The sequence below is a fragment of the Microbulbifer sp. GL-2 genome, from assembly GCF_007183175.1.
GTDB lineage: Bacteria > Pseudomonadota > Gammaproteobacteria > Pseudomonadales > Cellvibrionaceae > Microbulbifer.
The window spans coordinates 603,304-624,266 of the sequence record NZ_AP019807.1 but is presented as its reverse complement, the minus strand read 5'-3'; the positions used below and the strand labels follow the sequence as shown (position 1 = coordinate 624,266).

General features: G+C 52.6%; 20 protein-coding genes. 16 read left to right on the top strand and 4 right to left on the bottom strand.

All coding sequences use genetic code 11. From position 1 onward, the window contains the following. The first annotated feature begins 34 nt into the window (after nucleotides 1-34). The 9 genes from GL2_RS02830 (at nucleotide 35) to GL2_RS02790 (ending at nucleotide 6,726) form a co-directional block, all read left to right on the top strand. Nucleotides 35-379 carry a YbaB/EbfC family nucleoid-associated protein gene (locus GL2_RS02830; RefSeq protein ID WP_143729206.1) on the top strand — a complete coding sequence of 115 codons (345 nt, stop codon included), beginning with the start codon at nucleotides 35-37 and terminating at the stop codon, nucleotides 377-379. Nucleotides 380-409: 30 nt separating this feature from the next. Beyond that, a complete protein-coding gene (gene recR, locus GL2_RS02825) occupies nucleotides 410-1,018 on the top strand; it encodes a recombination mediator RecR (protein ID WP_143729205.1) in 609 nt (202 codons plus the stop codon). A gap of 5 nt (nucleotides 1,019-1,023) precedes the next feature. After that, on the top strand, nucleotides 1,024-2,154 hold the full coding sequence (gene rnd, locus GL2_RS02820; RefSeq protein WP_143729204.1) for a ribonuclease D: 1,131 nt from the start codon (nucleotides 1,024-1,026) through the stop codon (nucleotides 2,152-2,154). Beyond that, a complete protein-coding gene (locus GL2_RS02815) occupies nucleotides 2,151-2,438 on the top strand; it encodes a YcgL domain-containing protein (RefSeq protein ID WP_143729203.1) in 288 nt (95 codons plus the stop codon). The genes rnd and GL2_RS02815 overlap by 4 nt, the downstream gene beginning before the upstream one ends. An 8-nt stretch (nucleotides 2,439-2,446) precedes the next feature. Next, the gene (locus GL2_RS02810; protein WP_143729202.1) at nucleotides 2,447-2,896 is read left to right on the top strand and encodes a YcgN family cysteine cluster protein; all 450 of its coding nucleotides are present in this window, start codon (nucleotides 2,447-2,449) and stop codon (nucleotides 2,894-2,896) included. A gap of 55 nt (nucleotides 2,897-2,951) precedes the next feature. Next, complete coding sequence (locus GL2_RS02805; RefSeq protein WP_232053746.1) at nucleotides 2,952-3,332, top strand: hypothetical protein; 381 nt, start codon at nucleotides 2,952-2,954, stop codon at nucleotides 3,330-3,332. 445 nt (nucleotides 3,333-3,777) lie between these two features. After that, nucleotides 3,778-4,458, top strand: a complete 681-nt coding sequence (locus tag GL2_RS02800; protein WP_143729201.1) for a YEATS-associated helix-containing protein — start codon at nucleotides 3,778-3,780, stop codon at nucleotides 4,456-4,458. A gap of 139 nt (nucleotides 4,459-4,597) precedes the next feature. Then, nucleotides 4,598-5,443: a MoxR family ATPase gene (locus tag GL2_RS02795; RefSeq protein ID WP_143729200.1), complete on the top strand. Its 846-nt coding sequence runs from the start codon at nucleotides 4,598-4,600 to the stop codon at nucleotides 5,441-5,443. Between the two features lie 101 nt (nucleotides 5,444-5,544). Further along, the gene (locus GL2_RS02790) at nucleotides 5,545-6,726 is read left to right on the top strand and encodes a VWA domain-containing protein (protein ID WP_143729199.1); all 1,182 of its coding nucleotides are present in this window, start codon (nucleotides 5,545-5,547) and stop codon (nucleotides 6,724-6,726) included. Between the two features lie 67 nt (nucleotides 6,727-6,793). On the opposite strand, the gene GL2_RS02785 is transcribed toward GL2_RS02790, so the two are convergent. After that, entirely contained in the window at nucleotides 6,794-8,287 is a 1,494-nt protein-coding gene (locus GL2_RS02785; protein WP_143729198.1) for a peptide MFS transporter, read from the bottom strand. A 149-nt stretch (nucleotides 8,288-8,436) separates the two neighbouring features. On the opposite strand from GL2_RS02785, the gene hrpA reads away from it, so the two are divergent. The 7 genes from hrpA (at nucleotide 8,437) to GL2_RS02750 (ending at nucleotide 17,638) form a co-directional block, all read left to right on the top strand. Continuing rightward, nucleotides 8,437-12,351, top strand: coding sequence for an ATP-dependent RNA helicase HrpA (gene hrpA / locus GL2_RS02780; protein ID WP_143732768.1), 3,915 nt, complete (start codon nucleotides 8,437-8,439; stop codon nucleotides 12,349-12,351). 237 nt (nucleotides 12,352-12,588) lie between these two features. Then, nucleotides 12,589-12,912, top strand: a complete 324-nt coding sequence (locus GL2_RS02775; protein WP_143729197.1) for a hypothetical protein — start codon at nucleotides 12,589-12,591, stop codon at nucleotides 12,910-12,912. Between the two features lie 138 nt (nucleotides 12,913-13,050). After that, on the top strand, nucleotides 13,051-13,848 hold the full coding sequence (locus GL2_RS02770; RefSeq protein ID WP_232053870.1) for a DUF692 domain-containing protein: 798 nt from the start codon (nucleotides 13,051-13,053) through the stop codon (nucleotides 13,846-13,848). Further along, entirely contained in the window at nucleotides 13,829-14,614 is a 786-nt protein-coding gene (locus tag GL2_RS02765; RefSeq protein ID WP_143729195.1) for a DUF2063 domain-containing protein, read from the top strand. Before GL2_RS02770 ends, GL2_RS02765 begins: the two co-directional genes overlap by 20 nt. Before the next feature lie 172 nt (nucleotides 14,615-14,786). Further along, nucleotides 14,787-15,692, top strand: coding sequence for a VacJ family lipoprotein (locus GL2_RS02760; RefSeq protein ID WP_232053745.1), 906 nt, complete (start codon nucleotides 14,787-14,789; stop codon nucleotides 15,690-15,692). 38 nt (nucleotides 15,693-15,730) lie between these two features. Further along, nucleotides 15,731-16,909: a PP2C family protein-serine/threonine phosphatase gene (locus GL2_RS02755; protein WP_143729194.1), complete on the top strand. Its 1,179-nt coding sequence runs from the start codon at nucleotides 15,731-15,733 to the stop codon at nucleotides 16,907-16,909. A gap of 210 nt (nucleotides 16,910-17,119) precedes the next feature. Further along, complete coding sequence (locus GL2_RS02750; RefSeq protein WP_143729193.1) at nucleotides 17,120-17,638, top strand: STAS domain-containing protein; 519 nt, start codon at nucleotides 17,120-17,122, stop codon at nucleotides 17,636-17,638. Nucleotides 17,639-17,733: 95 nt separating this feature from the next. Here the strand turns inward: GL2_RS02750 and GL2_RS02745 are convergent, their stop codons facing one another. From GL2_RS02745 to dusA, 3 genes are read right to left on the bottom strand one after another with little or no spacing between them, the layout of a single operon-like run. Beyond that, complete coding sequence (locus tag GL2_RS02745; RefSeq protein WP_143729192.1) at nucleotides 17,734-18,195, bottom strand: TerB family tellurite resistance protein; 462 nt, start codon at nucleotides 18,193-18,195, stop codon at nucleotides 17,734-17,736. Further along, on the bottom strand, nucleotides 18,176-19,171 hold the full coding sequence (gene tal / locus GL2_RS02740; RefSeq protein ID WP_143732766.1) for a transaldolase: 996 nt from the start codon (nucleotides 19,169-19,171) through the stop codon (nucleotides 18,176-18,178). Before tal ends, GL2_RS02745 begins: the two co-directional genes overlap by 20 nt. Before the next feature lie 55 nt (nucleotides 19,172-19,226). Beyond that, a complete protein-coding gene (gene dusA, locus GL2_RS02735) occupies nucleotides 19,227-20,204 on the bottom strand; it encodes a tRNA dihydrouridine(20/20a) synthase DusA (protein WP_143729191.1) in 978 nt (325 codons plus the stop codon). Between the last annotated feature and the right edge of the window lie 759 nt (nucleotides 20,205-20,963).

The window sequence follows — 20,963 nt, the reverse complement described above, 5'->3', positions numbered from 1 at the left end:
CCGGGCGGTCACAAAACAGGAATAGAGGTTATTTATGAAAGGTTTGGGCGATTTGATGCAGCAGGCCCAGAAAATGCAGGCCGACATGCAGGAAAAAATGCAAAAGTTGCAGCAGGAATTAAGTGACCTGCGTGTATGTGGTGAGTCTGGTGCGGGTATGGTCAAAGTTACAATGAATGGTCGTCACGACGTAACTTCAGTCGAAATTGATCCGTCCCTGCTCACTGAGGATAAGGAAATGCTTGAGGACTTGCTGGCGGCTGCTGTGAACGATGCGGTACGCAGAGCAGAGGAAAAGGCCCAGGCGCTGCAAAAGCAGCAGGTGGGAGACCTCGCTTCGGGTGTCAATCTGCCCGAAGGCTTTAAATTCCCGTTCTAAAAGGCGGGCACCGAATCGAAATAGAGTTTTATGTTTAGTCCCCTGATCGAAGAACTGATCCGCGCGTTGCGCTGCCTGCCAAGTGTGGGCCCCAAGTCGGCACAGCGCATGGCGATGTACCTGCTGGAAAAAGATCGCGATGCAGCAGTGCTGTTGGCTCAGAGTCTGTCCCAAGCTGTGGAAAAGGTTGGTCGCTGTAATCAGTGCCGCACGCTGACCGAAGAACCCATTTGTGCGTTGTGTGATAACAATCGCCGCGAGCAGGACTCTCTGTGTGTGGTAGAGACTCCTGCGGATGTCCTGGCGATAGAGCAGGCCGGTAATTACCATGGCCGCTACTTCGTGCTGCACGGTCATCTTTCCCCGATTGATGGTGTTGGGCCTGCAGACTTGGGAGTTGAGCTGTTGGAGCAACGGCTCGCCAGTGAACCCCTGCAAGAATTGATTGTGGCTACCAACCCGACAGTCGAGGGAGAGGCGACGGCCCAATATATCGCCGAGCGAGCCAGGGTGCATGGTGTTGCCGTAAGCCGTATTGCCCATGGTGTCCCCATCGGTGGGGAGCTGGAATATATCGATGGCGGTACCCTGGCTCATGCCTTTAACAGTCGCATTTCTTTTTTCCCGCCTGCCGAGTGATACCGATGGTCGAGATAGATACCACTCCACGCTGGGTGGATACCAGCGAGCAGTTGGCTGCCCTGTGCTCTGAGTGGCGCCAGCAGCGCGCAGTAGCGCTGGATACCGAATTTATGCGCAGTCGCACTTTTTATCCACAGCCAGCCCTGGTACAGGTGGGCGATGGTAAGCATTGCTACCTGATCGATAATCTTGCGATTGAGGATCTTCAACCCCTGCGCGACCTATTGCTGGATACGGCTGTCACCAAGATCATGCACAGTTGCAGTGAGGATCTGGAAACCCTTGAGCGCCTGCTGGGGGCAGTCCCAGAGCCAATTTTCGATACCCAGATTGCCGCTGCTTTAAATGGCATGGGTGCCGGTTTGGGGTATGCAGCCACAGTACGTGAGCTGTTGAGCATGGAGTTACCAAAAAGTGAGACCCGCTCCGACTGGTTGCAGCGCCCCCTCAGTGAGGCGCAAAAAAACTATGCAGCCCTTGATGTTGCCTGGCTGCCATTACTTTATGGAGTCTTGCTAAAGCGCCTGCAGGAGTGTGGGCGCGAGGAATGGTTGCAGGAAGACTGCGCGGCCATTGTAACTGCAGCGCGCGGACCACAGGTGCCGGAACTTTATTACCAGAAAGTAAAAGGCGCTTGGCGTTTGCGTGGTACGCAGTTGGCGGCCTTACAGGACCTCTGCGCCTGGCGTGAGCGTGAGGCGCGTGTACTCGATATACCGCGCAACCACCTGCTCAAGGAAAATATTTGTATGACCCTGGCCCAGCAGTTGCCACGGCACAAAGGGGGGCTGAGCCAGGCAGGCTTTGAAGGGCGCGCACTCAGGGAGCACGGGGATAATCTGTTGCAGGTGATTTCCCGTGCTGTGCAGCGCAGCGATATGCCTGCGCGACTGCCGCAACCACTTAACCGCCAGCAGGGCGAAGTGTTGAAACAATTGCGCCAGCATCTCAGTGCCATCGCAGAACGCGAGGGCCTGCCAGCTGAAATTCTCATTCGCAAGAAAGAGCTGGAGGCCTTGGTACAGGCTACTAGTCCCAAGCTGCAGGGGCGGCTATGTGGTTGGCGGGCAAAAGTAGTTGGCGAACCCTTGCTTGATGCACTGCGACATCTGCGCAATGAGGAAATAAAATGAAAGTTGTATGTGATATTTATCGCAGTCCTAATAAAGAGGAAATGTACCTGTACGTGGACAAGCGCGAAGGGACCGCACGGGTACCGGAAAATTTATTGGAATTATTTGGCAGTCCCCAGCACCTGACCACCATGTTGGTGACACCAGAGCGTAAGCTGGCGCGTGCAAGTGCTGACAAGGTCCTGCAGGAACTGCGTGTGCGCGGTTACTATTTACAGATGCCGCCAGTAGCCGACTCTGAAATGAGTGAAATCGCATTGAAGAACAGCAAGCTGCAGCGCTGAGGCAGAAAATGGCTCAAAAGCCCTTTTGGCGGCGCAAGACACTAACGCAGATGAGTACTTCCGAGTGGGAAGCTCTCTGCGACGGCTGTGGACGCTGCTGTTTGCACAGTCTGGAAGATGAAGAGTCCGGTGAGGTATACAGTACCAATGTTGCCTGCCGCCTGCTTGATACCCACTCCTGCCGCTGTAGCCAGTACAGCCAACGCAAAGCGCTGGTGCCTGACTGTATACAGCTTCAGGTGGAGGATATTCCTGAGTTCAGCTGGCTGCCGCGTACTTGTGCTTACCGCTGTCTCTCCGAGGGGCGCCCGCTGCCGGAATGGCACCCCTTGATTAGTGGGGATGTTGAATCTGTCCACCTGGCTGGTATGTCAGTACGTGGCAGTGTAGTGAGTGAGGAGCTAGTACATCCGGATGATATGGAGGAGCATATTGTCACCTGGGTGGATGCTGGTTGAAGGGATGCCGTCGAATATCCTGTCGAGGGCGATGGAAAATTAGAGAAGAAAATAAATGTCAGAAGATTTTCAACTTGCCTGGATGGTGTATGCAGCTTCAACCCTGGTGGTGTTACTGGCCGGCTGGTGGTTTATGCGAAACTGGCGCTGGAGTTGGTTGCGCCGAACTCTGTTACTGGTTTCCGCGGCAGTGCTACTGGTGCCGGTAAAAATACCGGTTGCCGACTCGGTGGCAATGCCTGTGCTGCCTCTTTTTGTATACCAGATGCTATTTGAAGAAAATGGTGCAGCACCGGAAGTAACTGCAAATTTAGTGTTTTCCGCTGGGGGGGCATTAGCGGTTATGGTCGTTTGGGGCATTGTTGCTTTGCTGTTTAGGTATCGCCGCGATCGACGCAGTCGCTTCGATGATGACCCTTACTTCAACGAGCAGTAATCGCGAAAGCGCTCACATTTCGCTTAGTAACTGGTTTCATGGGCTAATAGGCGCAGGCGTCTGTCTACCTACTAGCCCTGTTTATATTTATTCTTTTATCGGATTTCGCAAGTTTGTTCTCCGTGTAATACCTCCTTCCATAGATCAAAGGCGCCACATCCCTTGTCCCGGGGTTCTCTCGCCGGTGACAGCTGCTATATCTATTAGGCTGCTTCCACGCTTGGCGTAAGGCCATACTGAATAATTGAACTATTGATATCAAATAATGACGTAGCCATTTCTGGAAATGCAGCTCACAAGAAATCTATAGGTCCATTTCACCGGCGACTGGTCAGTGGGTCCGGTTGTCGGATTTTCAGAAAAATATTGAAGAAGTGCCCCTGACGTGTACTTTTTCCGCCTAATTCTGCTGGCGGTGGCTGCCATTGACGGCTGAGGAACCCTGATGCTCGACCACCTGCTGATTCTCACCGCGGTAATGCTGGTTTCGGGCATTCTTGGCGGGCTGGTGAATTACTATCAGATGCTGTTTACCGAAGAGGACCCGGCCGGCCTCGCACGTTGCTTGATCATGGGGCTGTGCGGTGCCTTGATGGTGCCCATTTTCCTGAAGTTTACTCAAAGTGACCTGTTGATTGAGATTCAGGGGGACCCATCGCGCCTTTTGATTTTCACTGGCTACTGCTTGCTGGCCGCTATTGCCTCACGAATGTTTGTATTTAATGCCGCCCGCCGCCAACTTCGTGATGCCAGCATCGCCCGCGCCAGGGTTGAGAACCTGGAACAGGAGTTGCGCACTATGCAGCTTGAGATGATGCCATTGCTGGAACATGAAATTGAGGGTGATTTGGAGCAGGGACCGGCACTGGACTTTAATCAGATTCGCAAGCTGGATGAGAATGCCCTGCAAGTGCTCAACCTGCTCAATAGTGGCGAGTGTGTGTTCCGCTCTCTGTCCGGGATGGTGCAGGACAGTGGTATGGAAACCAACTCCGTTGCCCGCGCCCTGAACAGCCTGCTTGTGTTGGAGATGGTAGGTAAGATCCACAGCCACTTGGGCATCCGCTGGTATATCACAGGTAAGGGGCGGCAGGTTGTGCATCGCCGGAGTACCCAGGTGGCTTGATTCCTACCCCATACGTACTTCTTCAACCTACTCGGGCTGGTCATCCAATTTGATCGTTCCCGCCTCGCCTCCAACCCCGTTGATCAATTATCATTCGCTAAATCAGATAGATAGCGGCGAATACAGGATTGGAGTAGTCATGAAATTTACCGGTACTGACAGCTATGTAGCGACTGAAGATCTGCAGATGGCGGTCAACGCGGCAGCCACCCTGCAGCGCCCCCTGTTGATCAAGGGTGAGCCGGGCACCGGCAAGACACTGCTTGCTGAGCAGGTTGCACAGAGTCTCGGCATGCAGCTGATTCAGTGGCATATTAAGTCCACCACCAAAGCGCAGCAGGGCTTGTACGAATACGATGCCGTATCGCGCCTTCGAGATTCCCAGTTGGGGGTGGATAAAGTTCACGATATCGGTAATTACATCAAGCGCGGCAAGCTGTGGGAGGCCTTTGCGGCAGAGGAGCGCGTGGTATTACTTATCGATGAGATCGACAAGGCGGATATCGAGTTCCCCAACGACCTGCTGGTAGAGCTGGATCGCATGGAGTTCTTTGTCTACGAAACTGGCGAAACCATCAAAGCCAAGCACCGCCCCATCGTTATTATTACTTCCAATAATGAAAAAGAACTGCCTGATGCCTTCCTGCGCCGCTGCTTTTTCCATTACATCAGTTTCCCCGACCGCGACACCATGCGCAAAATCGTCGATGTGCATTACCCGGACATCAAGGGGCAGATGGTGGCAGAGGCCATGGATATTTTCTTCCAGTTACGCGAAGTTCCCGGCTTGAAGAAAAAGCCCTCCACCTCAGAATTAATCGACTGGCTCAAGTTGCTGATGGCAGATGATATTCCTGAGGAGGTATTGAAAAACCGTGATAATAGCAGTGCAATTCCACCTCTTTATGGAGCCCTGCTGAAAAATGAACAGGACGTCCATATGTTAGAACGTCTTGCATTTATGGCGCGTCGCGACAATCGTTGATGGGCCGGTTGTGTTACTTCAGGGAGAAAAAGTTATCTCCCTGAAGGTTTACCACCTGGCTAGGCCGTGTGTCTTTTTTCTTGTGCTGACTGCGAATTACTATGCTGATTGGCTTTTTTCTAAATTTACGCCGCTATAAATTGCCGGTATCCATTACCGAGCTGCTGGCACTGCTCGAAGCATTGCAACAGCGCTTGGTGTTTGCAGACCTGGAGGAGTTTTACTTCCTGGCGAGGGTCTGCCTAGTGAAAGATGAGAAACATTTCGATAAGTTCGATCGCGCTTTCGAGTCTTATTTCAAAGACCTGGAAACGCTGGATGATATTGTCGAGCAAATGATTCCTGAGGACTGGCTCAGGGCAGAATTTCTGAAACAGCTCACCGAAGAAGAAAAGGCGAAAGTCCAAAGTCTTGGTGGATTGGAAAAACTGCTGGAGGAGTTCAAGAAACGCTTAGAGGAGCAGAAGAAGCGCCATAGCGGCGGCAACCGCTGGATCGGTACCGGTGGTACCAGCCCCTTCGGTAACAGTGGTTATCATCCGGGTGGAATCCGGGTCGGCGGCAAAGGGCGTAATCGTTCCGCGTCAAAAGTATGGGAGAAGCGCCAGTTTAAGAACCTGGATGACAGCATCAGCTTGGGCACCCGTAATATTCAGGTTGCCCTGCGCAAGCTGCGTAAGTTTGCCCGTACCGGTGCTGCAGAAGAGTTAGACCTGGATAATACAATTTCTTCTACTGCACGTAATGCAGGTTTGTTGGATATCCAGATGGTGCCGGAGCGGCACAATGCGATAAAGGTGCTGATCTTTTTCGATGTGGGGGGCTCAATGGACCCTTATGTGCGAATCTGTGAAGAGTTGTTTTCTGCATGCCGTTCTGAGTTCAAGCATCTGGAGTACTTTTATTTCCACAATTTTGTCTACGAACATGTGTGGAAAGACAACCAGCGCCGCTTTAATGAAAATATGCCGTTGCTGGAGATTTTGCGCACCTATGCGAAGGACTACAAAGTAATCTTTGTCGGGGATGCCTCTATGGCGCCTTATGAAATTACCAGCCGTTACGGCAGTGTCGAGCACATGAATGAGGAGCCTGGCGCCGCCTGGATGGAGCGAGTCACCGAAACCTACAATAATTTAATCTGGTTAAATCCGGTAGGTGAGGAATACTGGCAGTACACGCCCAGTATTGGGATGACGCAGCGCCTGGTGGATGAGCATATGTATCCAATGACCCTGGAAGGGCTGGACAAAGCCATTGCCTACCTGGTTAAAGGACGCTAAATCTACGCGGATACTCTTTTTACAAAATCACTTCGGGCGGTCATTGATTGCCTGCCTGAAAATTTTCCTACTTGTCATTACCGCTGAAATGCTTTGGCGGTACACCGTCGTGATCGGCGGTGATACTTAGTTCCTCCTTGGTGGTTTCTCCCACCGTAATGTTAACTTTTTCCGCACCATGCATCCAATCCACCAGTTTCTCACGGATAAAATACAGAATAATCCCCGCAATGATTGCGGCCAGGGCCACACCGCCAAAAGTGGCCAAGGGACCGGAAACCCCTACCAGTTTGCCAATTTCTGCGGCACCCTTGTTAGCAATGCCGATAAAGGCAAACCATAGACCCATCATCAAGGATAAATAGCGCAGGGGTGATAATTTGGTGACTACCGAGAGCCCAATTGGTGACAGGCACAGCTCGCCGATGGTGTGGAATATATAAGCAAATACCAGCCACCATATACTCGCTTTTATGGTTTCGGAGTCGCCGATTTGCAATGCCGCACCGCACATGGAGAGGAAACCGATGCCGAGGAATACGAGGCCCAGGCTGAACTTGGCCGGCGAGCTGGGCTCCCTGTCACCCATGCCCACCCAGATACTGGCCATAATAGGTGCGAGAATGATTATGAAGAGTGGATTTACCATCTGAAGCCAGCTGGCGGGGATTTCCCAACCAAATACGTTCAGATCGGTGCGGTACTTGGCAAAGAGATTCATGGAACCCGCAGCCTGCTCAAAGCCGGCCCAGAAGATCACGATAAAGACACCAAGTACCAGTATTACTTTTATGCGATCGCGCTCTTCCTGAGTGAGGGGGCGGTGCTTGGCTGTCTCTTCTCTTTCCTGATTTTTGAGTTCCAGGTGGGCAGAGGGTTCTACTCCGATTTTACCAAGGTAACGCTTGGCCTGGGTTAATTGCAGTATTAGCCCTGCCAGCATACCGAGGCCGGCAACGAAAAAAGCCAGCTGGTAGTCAACTTTCTCCCCAATCCAGCCTACGACCAGGTAACCGAGGATGGAGCCCAGATTAATACCCATATAAAAAATGGTAAATGCCGTATCGCGGCGATGGTCTCCCTCTTCGTAAAGGTCTCCGACCATGGTGGAAATATTCGGTTTGAAAAAACCGTTGCCGATAATCAGCAGGGCTAACCCCAGCCACAGCATGTAAATCTCACTGCCATTGGGTAGCCAGGCGTGGGGAAAGCCGAGGGCGAACTGCCCCAGCATCATCAGAGTGCCGCCAAACATAATGCAGCGGCGTTGTCCCCAACGATTATCGGCCATCCAACCGCCGATAATCGGAGTCAGGTAGACCAGCATCGCGTACCAGCCCAGATAGCTAAGTGCTTTAGATTGTAACTCGGTGTCTGAGAGCTGCTCCCAGCCGAATACTGCCGCGGTAGCAGTGGAGGTCAGATAAAAGACGAAAATTCCGCGCATACCGTAGTAGCTGAGGCGTTCCCACATCTCGGTACCAAACAGCAGGAACAGCCCTTTGGGGTGGCCAAACAGCTGGCCGGCGCTGGCGGGAGGCTTGGGTTTGATCTCTTGCATAGTACTGCTCGCAAGGTGTGACCCGGAGGCTTGATAGTGCTTCTAAAATGACCTATATCCGCTCCAGTATAGTTGAGCGCCACCAAGTGATTTTCAGCACGGTTGCGAACTGGGGGTATAATCCCGCGTTTGCCACTTCTGTACGAATCATGAGTCACACCGAAGCAGAAAAAACACTGGGTGAGCTGCAGGCCCGTATCTCCGTCTGTATGGGACGCGATCGCTATGCTCTGCGCAGAACCATCAAGAATGTGCGCCGGCGCCAAAAAGAGGGGAAGCCGGTGGACCGTATACTGACCCAGCTCCAGCAACAGTTGCAGGGCTCCGAGGCTCTGGTAGAGGCCCGGAGGCGTAAACTGCCCGAGGTGCAATGGCCGGAAACACTGCCAGTGGTAGCGCGGCGTGAAGAAATAGCTGAGCTGATTGAAAAGAACCAGGTTGTAGTGGTCGCCGGAGAGACCGGCTCAGGTAAAACCACCCAGTTGCCCAAAATCTGTCTGTCTCTGGGACGCGGCATTTACGGTCAAATAGGTCACACTCAGCCGCGCAGGATCGCTGCGCGCACCGTGGCTAATCGTATTGCCGAGGAGCTGCAGCAACCGCTGGGTGAATCGGTTGGTTACCAGGTACGTTTCACCGATCACAGCACTGAGCATACCCATGTGAAGCTGATGACCGACGGTATTTTGCTGGCGGAAATCCAGCGTGATCCGCTGTTAAATAAATATGACACACTGATTATCGATGAGGCTCATGAACGCAGCCTCAATATCGACTTCCTGTTGGGCTATTTAAAAACTGTCCTGCCCAAGCGCCCGGATCTGAAGTTGATCATCACTTCCGCTACCATCGACTTGGAAAAGTTTTCCCGGCATTTTGATAATGCGCCCATTATCGAAGTTTCCGGTCGTACCTACCCGGTGGATACTCACTATCGCCCATCCTCTGACAGTGACGCAGACCTTACTGAGCAGGTAGTGACTGCCGTTGAGGAGTTGCTGCACGAAGAGAAGTCCAGTAGCCGCCGCGGCGGCGACATACTGGTATTTATGAGCGGTGAGCGGGAGATTCGCGAGTGTGCCAAGGCATTGAGAGATGCGCAGATCACGCAACTCGAAGTGCTGCCGCTATATGCGCGTCTTAGCCTGGCTGAGCAAGCTAAGGTGTTTCACGGGCACAAAGGCCGTCGCGTGGTTCTTGCCACCAATGTGGCAGAAACTTCTATCACGGTGCCGGGCATTCGCTATGTGATTGACCCTGGAACTGCACGTATTAGTCGATACAGTTACCGAAGCAAGATCCAGCGCTTGCCGGTGGAGCCGGTTTCCCAGGCCAGTGCCAACCAGCGTGCCGGCCGCTGTGGTCGGGTCAGTGCCGGTGTTTGTGTTCGCTTGTATGAGGAGAGTGATTTTGCCCAGCGCCCAGAATTTACCGATGCGGAAATTCTGCGCACAAACCTGGCCGCAGTTATCCTGCAGATGTTGCAGCTGCGCATCGGTGATATCCGTGAATTCCCATTTGTTGACCCGCCCGACCCGCGCCTGATTAATGATGGCTACAAGCTGTTGCAAGAATTACAGGCAGTCGATGGCCAGGGTAGGGTAACCAAGTTGGGCCGAGCCCTGTCACGTCTGCCACTGGACCCGCGTTTGAGCCGTATGCTGCTAGCCGGGGCGGACAACGGTAGCGCGCGTGAATTATTGATTATTGTCGCCGCTTTGGCAGTGCAGGATCCACGCGAACGCCCAGCGGAAAAACGCCAGGCAGCAGATGAAAAACACCGCCAGTGGCAGCACGAACAATCGGACTTTCTGTCCTTTGTGCAGTTGTGGGACGCTTTCGAGGCCCAGCGCCAGGAACTCAGCCAGAATCAACTGCGTAAGTGGTGTCAGAAAAACTTCCTTTCCTGGTTGCGTATGCGTGAATGGAGGGATATTCACCATCAACTACGGGTGGCCTGTCGCGATCTGGAAGTAAAGGAAAATAAAGAGCCGGCGGAGTACGAGGCTGTACACCGGGCCATTGTTATGGGGTTGCTCGGCAATATTGGTGCGCGCGATGAAAATAAGGAGTTTAATGGTTGCCGCAATCGGCGCTTCCATATTTTCCCTGGTTCTGGCCAGTTCAAAAAGCCACCGCGCTGGGTAGCCGCAGCTCAGCTGCTGGAAACCAGCCGTTTATTCGCCCATACGGTGGCGAAGGTAGAGCCGGATTGGATTTTGGCTGCAGCACAACACCTGGTTAAGCGTAATTATTTTGAGCCCCATTACGATACCCGTTCCGGCCAGGTAATGGCCTTTGAGAAGGTATCCCTCTATGGTTTGGTCCTGGTGGAAAAGCGTCGTATCCCCTACGGCAAGCTGGACCCGCAAACCGCGCGTGAAGTTTTTATTCGCCAGGCATTGGTGGAGCAGCGTTACCGCGGTAAGGGCCGTTTCTACAAGCATTATATAGACCTGCTCAAATCTCTGGAGGAGTTGGAAGCTAAGTCCCGCCGCCGGGATATCCTTGTGGATGATGAGGTGGTCTATCAATTTTTCGAAGAGCGAATTCCAGCGGATATTGTCAATCTCGCCGGTTTCGAGCACTGGCGAAAAAAAGTGGAATCCAGTGAGCCACAGCTATTATTTATTCCTCGTGACCTGTTGATGCAGCAGACTGCAGATCATGTGGGTGAAGCGCAATTCCCCGATGAACTGCAAGCCGGGGGCATTGTTTATCCGCTCAGCTATCACTTTGAACCCGGTAGTGTGGATGACGGTGTCAGTATCCAAGTGCCAGTAGCAGCCTTGCATCAGGTCCCGGCGGCGCGACTGTCCTGGCTGGTCCCCGGCATATTGCGAGATAAGTGTATTGCCCTGGTAAAAGCCCTACCCAAGCAATGGCGCAAACATTTCGTGCCGGTGCCTGCCGCGGTAGACAAGGCGCTGCCAAGACTGCGCGCAGACAATATCCCCCTTTGGCAGTCGTTGGCGCTGGAGTTACAGCGCCAGACCGCCCAGCAGTTACCGGATAGTGTCTGGGAATCTGCCGAGCAATCCCTGGAGGATTACTATCGCTTCAATATCCAGGTACTGGATGAAAGGGGCAAGCTGCTCGATCAGGATCGTGATCTTCCAGTATTGCAAGCGCGCTACCGCGATCGGGTGCAGCAGGGGCTGGCGGATGCAGGTAATAGCTTTGAGCGTGAAGGTATTACCGGCTGGGACTTTGGCGAGCTGCCGCAAACTCATATTCTCGACCAGGGCGGTCTCAAAGTGCGGGCCTACCCGGCATTGCTGGAGGCCAGGGACAGTGTCTCGCTGAAACTGTTGGATAACCCTGCTGAAGCGCGCCGTTTAAGCCGGGCGGGTATCTGTCGTCTGGCCTTGTTGCATTTGCCTGAAAAGGTGAAATATCTGCGCAAGGAGTTGTTGCGTGGTAAAGAGCTGGGGCTGTCGGCGGCTGACCTGGGCAGGCGCGATGAGGTGGTGGATGACATTCTGATGGCCGCAGTGCGTGAAGTCTTTTGGCCGAAGGAGGATTGGCCGCGCACTGAGACGAATTTCCTATCCGCCCTGGAAAATGACGGCGATCTGGTGGGGGTGGCCCAGGAGATTGCTGACCTGTTGGTCAAAGCGCTCGCTGTGCTGGTGCCTCTGCGAAAGCAGATCAAGCAGCAGAAAAACCTGGCGGTTGCCATGGCAGTGGGTGATATCCAGCAGCAACTGGCGGGTCTTTTCTATCGGGGCTTCCTGTTCGATACTCCCCTGGCGTGGTTGCGTCAATATGGACGATACCTCAAGGCGATCGCCCTGCGTCTGGAAAAAGCAGCGCTCGACCCAAATCGTGATCGAAAATTGCAGGCCGAGTACCACAAGGCTGCAGAACCCTATAGCGCCCAAGTCGACAAATATACGAATAGAGAGCTGGCGGCAGAGGCTCCGCTAAGGGAGTTCCGTTGGATGCTGGAAGAGTTCCGGGTATCCCTGTTTGCCCAGACCCTGAAAACACTCATGCCCGTATCCACTAAGCGCCTGCACAAGGCGTGGGCGGAGATTGAGGAAAAGGGGCTTGTTGGCTGATTCTCACTATTGGTATGGGATCACAAAAAAACTGGTTTCTTTATGTAATATTCTGGCGACCGCCTCGACAAATGTTATGAGAGTGGGCTACAGGCTTGAAACGGTGTGAGAATTTCACCGTAGGCTGACTGGTCTTAACAGATGACGGTTTTCCATCCCGCAGCATTATACTGGCGCGGGAGAAAAGAAAGTCTTTGGTACTTTTTATTACTCAGGGTATTAATTAGGAGATCCCTTATGAACAAGAAGCATCTTTCCCCGGTAGCAGCTGCAGTTGGTGCGGCATTTATTGCCTCTGCTGCGATGAATGTGTCTGCAACCACTGCTGAAGCCAATCCGTTTGCTGCCGCTGAACTGACTTCCGGTTACAACTTGGCGCTGGCTGATCACGACGATAAGAAGAAAGAGGGCAAGTGCGGCCACGACAAGAAGAAGGAAGGTAAATGCGGCGAAGGTAAATGCGGCGAAGGCAAGAAGAAAGAAGGTAAATGCGGCGAAGGCAAGTGCGGCGAAGGTAAGAAAAAGGAAGGCAAGTGCGGCGAAGGTAAGTGTGGCGGATAATTTAAAGCCATACACGATCGGGGCGGTATCGCGTTAAGGCGCCGCCCCGTGTTATTTACTTCAGTAAAAAATCGTACGAGGCACAGAGTAGTGCGAAATTATCCAGTGGAGGGGGCCGGTCTCGGACTGCGTCGCTCTATGATGGGAGAAGAGATGCCATCCGCAGTGGTGGATTTCTTTGAGGTAGCGCCGGAGAACTGGATTGGTGTCGGAGGGCGTTACGGACGCTGGTTTCGCGAGTTTACCGAACGCTACCCATTTATTCTTCACGGCCTGTCCCTCTCGATCGGGGCTCCAGAGCCGCTGGATATGGACCTGATTGGCTCCATCAAGCATTTTATTCGTGAGCACAATATCCGCTATTACAGCGAGCACTTGAGCTATTGCTCCGACCACGGACATCTCTACGATTTACTGCCGATTCCGTTTACTGAAGAAGCGGTGATGTATGTCGCCGAGCGGATTCGAATTGTGCAGGATGCGTTGGAACAACGCATCGCCATGGAAAATGTTTCCTACTACGCTGCGCCCGGCCAGGAAATGAGTGAACAGGCTTTCCTGAGCGCAGTACTGGAAGAGGCCGACTGTGATCTTCTGTTAGACGTGAACAATATTTACGTTAACGCCATTAATCACCGCTATGACCCCCTGGAGTTCCTGCGCGGACTTCCTTCGGAGAGAATGCGCTATGTGCATGTGGCGGGGCATTATGATGAAGCTGATGACCTGAAGGTAGATACCCACGGCGCGCCGGTAATTGATCCCGTATGGGAGTTACTGAGTAAGGCCTATGAAATTCACGGCGTAATGCCAACTTTACTTGAGCGGGATTTTAATATCCCCCCCCTGCCGCAATTGCTCGAAGAAGTGGGACATATCAAGACCATTCAGGCCAGTCATCAAGTAGAAGAAAATTATGTCCTCAGTCGCCGATAAGACCGATAAATTTCAGGGGCTGCAGAGGGATCTCGCTGCTCATTTGCGTGCCCCAGATCAATTTTTACCACCTCCGAAAATTGAAGAGCGGCGTCTGGCAATTTACCGGGACCTGATTTACAACAATATCGAGTCTTTTATCGCCAGCGGCTTTCCAGTGTTGCGCAGCCTGTATAGCGATGAGCCCTGGCACGAAATGGTAAGGGACTTTGTCCATCACCATACTTCTACCAGCCCCTACTTCCTGCAAATTAGTGAGGAATTTCTGACTTATTTGCAAAATGAGCGCGGACAAAGGGAGGGAGATCCTTCTTTTTTACTGGAGCTGGCTCACTACGAGTGGGTAGAACTGGCACTGGATGTAAGTACTGCCGAAATTCCCGCAAATCTCAGCCGAGAGGGAGATGTGCTGAACTCTGTGCCAGTGGTATCGCCTCTGGTTTGGAGTCTCAGCTATCGCTACCCCGTACACCGCATTGGTCCAATTTTCCAGCCGAAGGAGCCCGGGGAGAACCCCACTTTCTTACTGGTGTATCGCAATCGCAGTGATGAGGTGAATTTTATGGAAATTAATGCGGTGACTGCGCGCCTGTTACAGCTGGCTTCTGAAGAAGCAGCTACGGGAGAGCAGCTGTTGACACAAATTGCTGCTGAATTACCTCAGGTGGATAAAAACTCCCTGCGCGCTTTTGGAGTAGAGCTGTTGCAGAAGTTATTGGGCAATGGTGTTATCGCCGGGTTTAAAGCCGTACCAACTGCAGAATAGACGCCAAAAGGTTTAGCTTTTGGCGTCAATCTCGTTTCGAAACTCTACTGAGCTTGCCTGAAACTGCTCCATCTTTGACGAATCCCAGCTGCTATGCTGCCGAGGGTAGCTTACGATATGCGGGGGCGTTAGAATCCTTGGTCTTTGTATTTGATAGTAGAGGAGCAGGGTTTTGCTAGGACGCACAGTTATATCGCCCTGGTTGATTGCCGCACTGATTGTGGTTTCTCCAGTAGGCGTATCGGCGCAAGAAGATCCGTTTGGAGGGGCGGCAGCAGATACCGCTGTTCAAACTGGTACCAATGATCAGGATACTACTAGCAGCAGCGATGAAAATGGATCGCTGCTTGATGAGTATGGCTTCGACCCAGCAGATGAATTTGGCGGTGCGGAAGGTGAAGATTTCACTTTGCGCGACCCCTGGGAAGGTTTTAACCGTGCTGTATTCAGTTTCAATGACGGTGCTGATCGTTATGTACTGAAGCCTGCTGCGGTTAGTTATCGGCAGATTACCCCAATTTTTATGCAGCATGGTGTCAGTAACTTCTTCAGTAACCTGGGTGAGGTGACCAATACCTTTAATGGCGTGTTGCAGGGCAAGTGGGGGCAGGCGGGCAATGACGTCGGTCGCTTATTGATTAATACCACTGTTGGTATTGCCGGCCTTTTTGATGTAGCCAAACATATGGGCCTGGAAAAGGGCGATGGAGAAGACTTCGGCCAGACTCTGGCGGTCTGGGGTGTTCCCTCTGGACCCTACTTGGTACTGCCGCTGTTGGGCCCTTCCACCGTACGGGATACTCCAGCGCGGGTAGTGGATTACTACACTAATCCTTTGACGTATGTGGAACATGACCCCACTCGCTATACGCTGAAGGCAACTGATATTATCCAAAGCCGCGCCAGCCTGCTGAGAGCCGAATCACTGCTGCAAGGGGATCGTTACGTACTGCTGCGCGATGCCTATCTACAGCGTCGCGATTTCCTGATCGTCGATGGCGAAGTGGATGTGGACAATGCAACTGAAGCTGCAGAAGCGATTGACCAAGGTGAAGTTGAGGAGTCCAGTGACTACTGATCACTGGTTCATTTCTCTAATCCCACAAAAGGCCGCCCGTGGCTGGCCCCAGTAGCCTGCTACTGACAGATGACGAGCGCTCCCGCAGTTTCCTGCGTGGAGCGCTTTCGCGTCAGGGCTTCTCTGTGGCGGAACTCAGCAGCGGACAGCAGGGTATCCAGCAGTTTTCCCCGGGCCTTTATCAATTGGTGGCCGTAGATTTCCAGTTACCGGATATGAGCGGGCTGGAAGTGCTGCGTAAAATCAAGCGCCGATCTCCCGATACGGCTGTAATTATAATTTCCTCCAGTGGGGCGCTGGATGATGCCCTACACGCAATCCGCCTGGGAGCGTGCGACTACCTCCTGAAACCTCTCACAGAAGCTGCACAGATTGATCGTATTATCTGTCGTATCAGCGGGGAGGAAAGCCTTGCCCAACAGAATCGTGAATACCGGGAAGCCCTGGAGCTGCGCAATACTGAGTTGCGTGATCATGTGGAGTTACTGCGGCGCGATCAGGAGGCTGGTCGCCAGTTGCAGCAGCACCTGTTGCCGCGTACCCCTTATAGCTATCCTGGCGGAATTGGGGCCGCCTATCGACTGATCCCGTCTCTATACCTCAGTGGTGATTTTGTCGATTACGGCCTGTTTGGTGAGCGTTTCGTAGCGTTCTATCTGGTGGATGTGTCCGGGCACGGTGTATCGTCGGCGTTGGTCACTGCGCTGGTCAAACACAGCATTATGCACCACCTGCGCGAGCGCCCACTGTTCACGCAGTTGGAATCCCTGGGCAGTGACCTGCTGGAAATTCTCAACCTGATTAACCGGGAGCTTTTATCCACACATATGGGCAAGCACGCAAGTATGTTTGTCGGTGTGGTAGATACGGCCGCTAGGCAGCTGCACTATGCCGTTGCTGGGCAGATTCCCATGCCAGCTCTCGCTAGTGATGGCGGGGCGGACTGGCTGCCGGGCAAAGGGCGCCCCCTGGGTATTTTTGAACAGGGTGACTGGCAGGTGATGTGCGCTGAGCTTCCGCTCAGTTGGCACCTGGTGGCTTGCTCCGATGGTGTTCTGGAGCTGTTACAGGGAGATCTGCTGGAGAAGGAAGAGCGGCTTTTACAGATGATCGCCGAAACTGAGGGTGATTTGGAAAGCCTGTGCCAGAGCCTGAAAGTGGATACCTTTGGTGCCTTGCCAGACGATATTACGATCCTTACTCTCAAACGTAATTAGGACCAGCGTTTGCATCGACCATGTAGTCGAATTTCGTGCCCTAGCGCTCTTGTCAGTCCAGCCGGTCAGGAGTAAGCTCCGCCCACTTTATGCACAAAATTGCGCGAGGCGGCAAAACCACCGAGCGCGGCTTGTGTTCTCTACCAGTGAACTTTTGCCATCCGCCTGCACTTTCACCTCAAAGTGCGCTCGGGTGAGCCAGGGGTTGTTATGCAGTCCGGGCAAATTATGGTTGGGGCCCACCAGGGCGTTTACATCGTCAAGTTGATTGGCGATGTGCGACTCAACCTTTGTACTTCGTTTGATAGCTTCATCGACAACATGTTTGCTCGAGATGACTTTGCCGGCGTAGCTTTTGATCTACATGGCGCTGAAGGTGTCGATAGCACAACCCTTGGTTTGATGGCCAAGATCGCGATTCGCGCACAGGAGCGTGGTTGCCAAAAGCCATTGGTGTTCTCTGCGAACAAGGGGATCCAGCATCTGCTTGATGCGATGGGTTTTGACTCCCTGATGGAAATCAGCGATCAACAGCACGAATTCTCTGTGGAGACCAGGCCTCTGGTCTGCAACACCCCGGATGAATGTGCGGCACGGGAGAAAGTGCTGGAGGCACACCGCGTGTTGATGAGTATGAATGAGCAGAATGCGGAGACTTTCCGCGACCTGGTTCATACGCTGGAGCGCGAGTGTGAGCCCTTTGGCAAGCGTTCCGCCCACCTGCATTAGGCCAAGTAAGCCATACGAAATCCTTTAAAGCTTTTAGTGGCTTCTGAGCACCGCACCAGTCCACCGTGCTCTAAACCTCAGGCTCTCACTCTATACTAATCAGCTGCTTTCATATCCCGCGCTTCTGCCCTGGCTCTGGTAAACAGCCCGTGAGGTAGATAAATCAGCTCGGACACCCGCCGGATCAGATGCTCCTCGAAGGCCTCAATCACATCATCAGAAAAGGCGACCTGCCACATTTGGCGCACCAGCAGGTACTTGTCCTGTTCATTAAATTGATCGTTGACTGCCTGGGTAAACTCGAATAATGATGTGGCCTGCTCCCGCTGGTCTATGGCCTCATCGATGATTTGTGCGGCGCTGTGAACATCCAGCGCATAGTGTTGGCAAAGCAGGTGGGTGAGGGTATCGCGCTCACGTTGATCCAGTTTCTGGTCCACAGTCGCCACCTCAACCAGGAGGGCGGCACTGATCATACGCACGTCTTTCTCATCGTGCGCCTCTACATCGGCATTGCTGCCTATTTGTTCAAACAGCTTACGGATTTGTTGCAGCATCAGTTTCCTGTCGTCCCATCACTTGGCTTTGTAGCAGCATTTCGAGTCGCTGCTGGTCTTTGACAAAATTTCGGATGCCCTCGGCGAGTTTCTCTGTGGCCATGGCATCGCTATTGAGCTGGTAGCGGAATGTTGTCTCCTCCAGCCTTTGTGCTGGTCGGGCCAGAGGTTCGTTAATTGCCGGTAGACCGCTTACCAGTAATCCCTCGCTTTCCTCCAGGGACTGTAAAAGTTGAGGGCTTATGGTTAGGCGGTCACAGCCGGCCAAAGCTTCTATTTCACTGGTATTGCGGAAGCTGGCACCCATCACAATAGTGTTGTAGCCACGGGACTTGTAATAGTGGTAGATATTACGCACAGACAGTACACCGGGGTCCTCTTCACCACTGAACTCCTTACGCTCGCCGTTCGCCAGATGCCAGTCGAGGATGCGGCCGACGAAGGGGGAAATCAGGGTGGCACCGGCTTCAGCGCAGGCGATGGCCTGGCACAGGCTGAATAGCAGGGTCAGGTTGCAGTGGATTCCTTCACGCTCAAGGATCTCAGCTGCGGCAATACCTTCCCAGGAGGAGGCTATTTTGATTAACACTCGCTCCCGCTCCACGCCAGCGCGCTCATAAAGGGCAATCAGGTGTCTGGCGTAATCGATGGTGGCACGGGTATCGAAGGAGAGACGGGCATCTACCTCGGTAGAAACAACCCCGGGGACCAGTTGTAGTATCTCGGTGCCGATAGCTACGGCGAGCTTGATTGCCGCCAAACGGGCAATCTCGGCTGGACTGTGAGCCCCCTGATGGCGCCCAGCCCATTCCAGTGATTCACTGATCAGGAGCTTATATTGGGGAAGCTGGGCAGCTTTATATAAAAGAGACGGGTTGGTGGTAGCATCCTGAGGGCGATAGCGTCGAATGGCCTCAATATCGCCGGTATCGGCGACTACTTGGCTGCGCTGTTTGAGTTGTTCCAGCTTGTTCATCGCATCTCCCTCTATCATTGGTTGGCTTCCATTCCCGGCCGCAATAACCTGTGCGTCATGCGGCCTGGGTAACCAGTGTTAATGCTTGCTCTACTACTTCCGGTCCTGCGCCTTCCTTGTGGGCGTTTTCACTGAGGTGGCGGCGAAAACGACGTGCTCCTGGAACCCCCTGGAAAAGCCCCAGCATATGCCGGGTAATATGATTGAGGCGCTGGCCTCGCTGCATTTCATGCTCGATATAGGGCAGCATTTGCTCGACCACTTGGGTAGCATTTGGTCCCTCACTTTCACCAAAGAGAAGGCTGTCAACCTGTGCCAGTATCGCCGGAATTTGATAGGCGGCTCGACCTAGCATAACACCATCGACATGCTGTAAATGTTGCAAGCTCTCCTCCAGGGAGTTGATACCGCCATTAATAATGATCTGTAGCTGGGGATAGTCCTGTTTAAGCTGATAAACCATGTCGTAGTTGAGCGGGGGAATCTCTCGGTTCTCCTTCGGACTCAGACCTTTAAGCCAGGCTTTACGTGCATGTACGATAAATGTATCGGTGCCGGTGGCAGCTTGAGCCGTCACAAAGCGGGTTAGGCCTGGATAGTCCTCCATATCATCAATGCCGATACGGTGCTTAACCGTAACTGGGATGGATACCGCCTCGCGCATGGCGCTCAATCCTGCGGCCACCACATCTGGTTCGGCCATCAGGCAAGCTCCAAAACGGCCCGATTGCACGCGGTCGCTGGGACAGCCACAGTTAAGATTGATTTCAGCGTACCCCCACTCCTCGGCTATACGAGCACACTCGGCTAGTTCACCAGGGTCGCTGCCGCCCAGCTGCAGTGCGACGGGTTGTTCTGAGGCATCAAACTGCAGATGTCGTTCCCGGTCCCCAAACAATATCGCCCCGGTAGTCACCATCTCCGAATACAAGCGCGCACGTTTGCTCAACAAACGCCACATATAGCGGCAGTGGCGGTCACTCCAGTCGAGTAGTGGTGCGGTACAAAAGCGGTGGGGGCTGTATTGGGACATAAACTGCGGTATATAAGATTAACAAAAAACAGAGTAGCCCACCATTATATGGGATGTAAAATACAGGCTCAAAGGTGAGGTAGATGTAATTGGATCTGGAAAATTGGACAGGGTATTAATAAAAGAATCTACGGCATGTACATATGAAAACTTGTCCAGGCATCGCCCCTGCCTTACGGGTTATGGGGTAAAGAAAAACATCTTAGGTGCTTAAAATGAATGCCATAGGATTCTGTGATTGCAAAAATATTCAAGTGACATGGCATGGATGCGATTTCAACGTGGTGCCAAGGGCATGCCAATGAGATTACTGTTCTTCTAAAGTAGCTGCCTAGGTCTCTAAGTCAGGTACTAGAATTGAAGTTAGAATAAATTATTCATCGCTTCATCAAGAAGTTTCCCATGGTTCCAATAGTGCGATTTTTCATGAATGTGTGAATTGTAGTCAAGTTATACTTGTAACAACAGAGATCAATGGAAAGTTCTACAGGGCGTTAAATGTTAAACATCTTATTAGCAACTTGCTTTCTCTGGCTCGGTTATAGTTAACTTAAGCGGTCAGTCCAAAACTGAAAAGCACCATCGATGGAAAGAAAACTGGTGCCGGCTGGTATTCATTAAAAACTTAGATAGTAAGGCATGTTAGAGAGTGCCTCTATTAAAGGTATTCAGCCTGTAATAAAGCTGGAATAATAATTGATAAAAGGAGTTGGGTATGAAATGTAAATTAATAAGTCTGGGTGCCATAGTCGTAGTTTT

What these genes read in the sequence shown, in the direction of transcription:
- GL2_RS02830 (WP_143729206.1), top strand. Translation starts at nt 35, where the DNA reads ATGAAAGGTTTGGGCGATTTGATGCAGCAGGCCCAGAAAATGCAGGCC.
- recR (WP_143729205.1), top strand. Translation starts at nt 410, where the DNA reads ATGTTTAGTCCCCTGATCGAAGAACTGATCCGCGCGTTGCGCTGCCTG.
- rnd (WP_143729204.1), top strand. Translation starts at nt 1,024, where the DNA reads ATGGTCGAGATAGATACCACTCCACGCTGGGTGGATACCAGCGAGCAG.
- GL2_RS02815 (WP_143729203.1), top strand. Translation starts at nt 2,151, where the DNA reads ATGAAAGTTGTATGTGATATTTATCGCAGTCCTAATAAAGAGGAAATG.
- GL2_RS02810 (WP_143729202.1), top strand. Translation starts at nt 2,447, where the DNA reads ATGGCTCAAAAGCCCTTTTGGCGGCGCAAGACACTAACGCAGATGAGT.
- GL2_RS02805 (WP_232053746.1), top strand. Translation starts at nt 2,952, where the DNA reads ATGTCAGAAGATTTTCAACTTGCCTGGATGGTGTATGCAGCTTCAACC.
- GL2_RS02800 (WP_143729201.1), top strand. Translation starts at nt 3,778, where the DNA reads ATGCTCGACCACCTGCTGATTCTCACCGCGGTAATGCTGGTTTCGGGC.
- GL2_RS02795 (WP_143729200.1), top strand. Translation starts at nt 4,598, where the DNA reads ATGAAATTTACCGGTACTGACAGCTATGTAGCGACTGAAGATCTGCAG.
- GL2_RS02790 (WP_143729199.1), top strand. Translation starts at nt 5,545, where the DNA reads ATGCTGATTGGCTTTTTTCTAAATTTACGCCGCTATAAATTGCCGGTA.
- GL2_RS02785 (WP_143729198.1), bottom strand. Translation starts at nt 8,287, where the DNA reads ATGCAAGAGATCAAACCCAAGCCTCCCGCCAGCGCCGGCCAGCTGTTT.
- hrpA (WP_143732768.1), top strand. Translation starts at nt 8,437, where the DNA reads ATGAGTCACACCGAAGCAGAAAAAACACTGGGTGAGCTGCAGGCCCGT.
- GL2_RS02775 (WP_143729197.1), top strand. Translation starts at nt 12,589, where the DNA reads ATGAACAAGAAGCATCTTTCCCCGGTAGCAGCTGCAGTTGGTGCGGCA.
- GL2_RS02770 (WP_232053870.1), top strand. Translation starts at nt 13,051, where the DNA reads ATGATGGGAGAAGAGATGCCATCCGCAGTGGTGGATTTCTTTGAGGTA.
- GL2_RS02765 (WP_143729195.1), top strand. Translation starts at nt 13,829, where the DNA reads ATGTCCTCAGTCGCCGATAAGACCGATAAATTTCAGGGGCTGCAGAGG.
- GL2_RS02750 (WP_143729193.1), top strand. Translation starts at nt 17,120, where the DNA reads ATGCAGTCCGGGCAAATTATGGTTGGGGCCCACCAGGGCGTTTACATC.
- GL2_RS02745 (WP_143729192.1), bottom strand. Translation starts at nt 18,195, where the DNA reads ATGCTGCAACAAATCCGTAAGCTGTTTGAACAAATAGGCAGCAATGCC.
- tal (WP_143732766.1), bottom strand. Translation starts at nt 19,171, where the DNA reads ATGAACAAGCTGGAACAACTCAAACAGCGCAGCCAAGTAGTCGCCGAT.
- dusA (WP_143729191.1), bottom strand. Translation starts at nt 20,204, where the DNA reads ATGTCCCAATACAGCCCCCACCGCTTTTGTACCGCACCACTACTCGAC.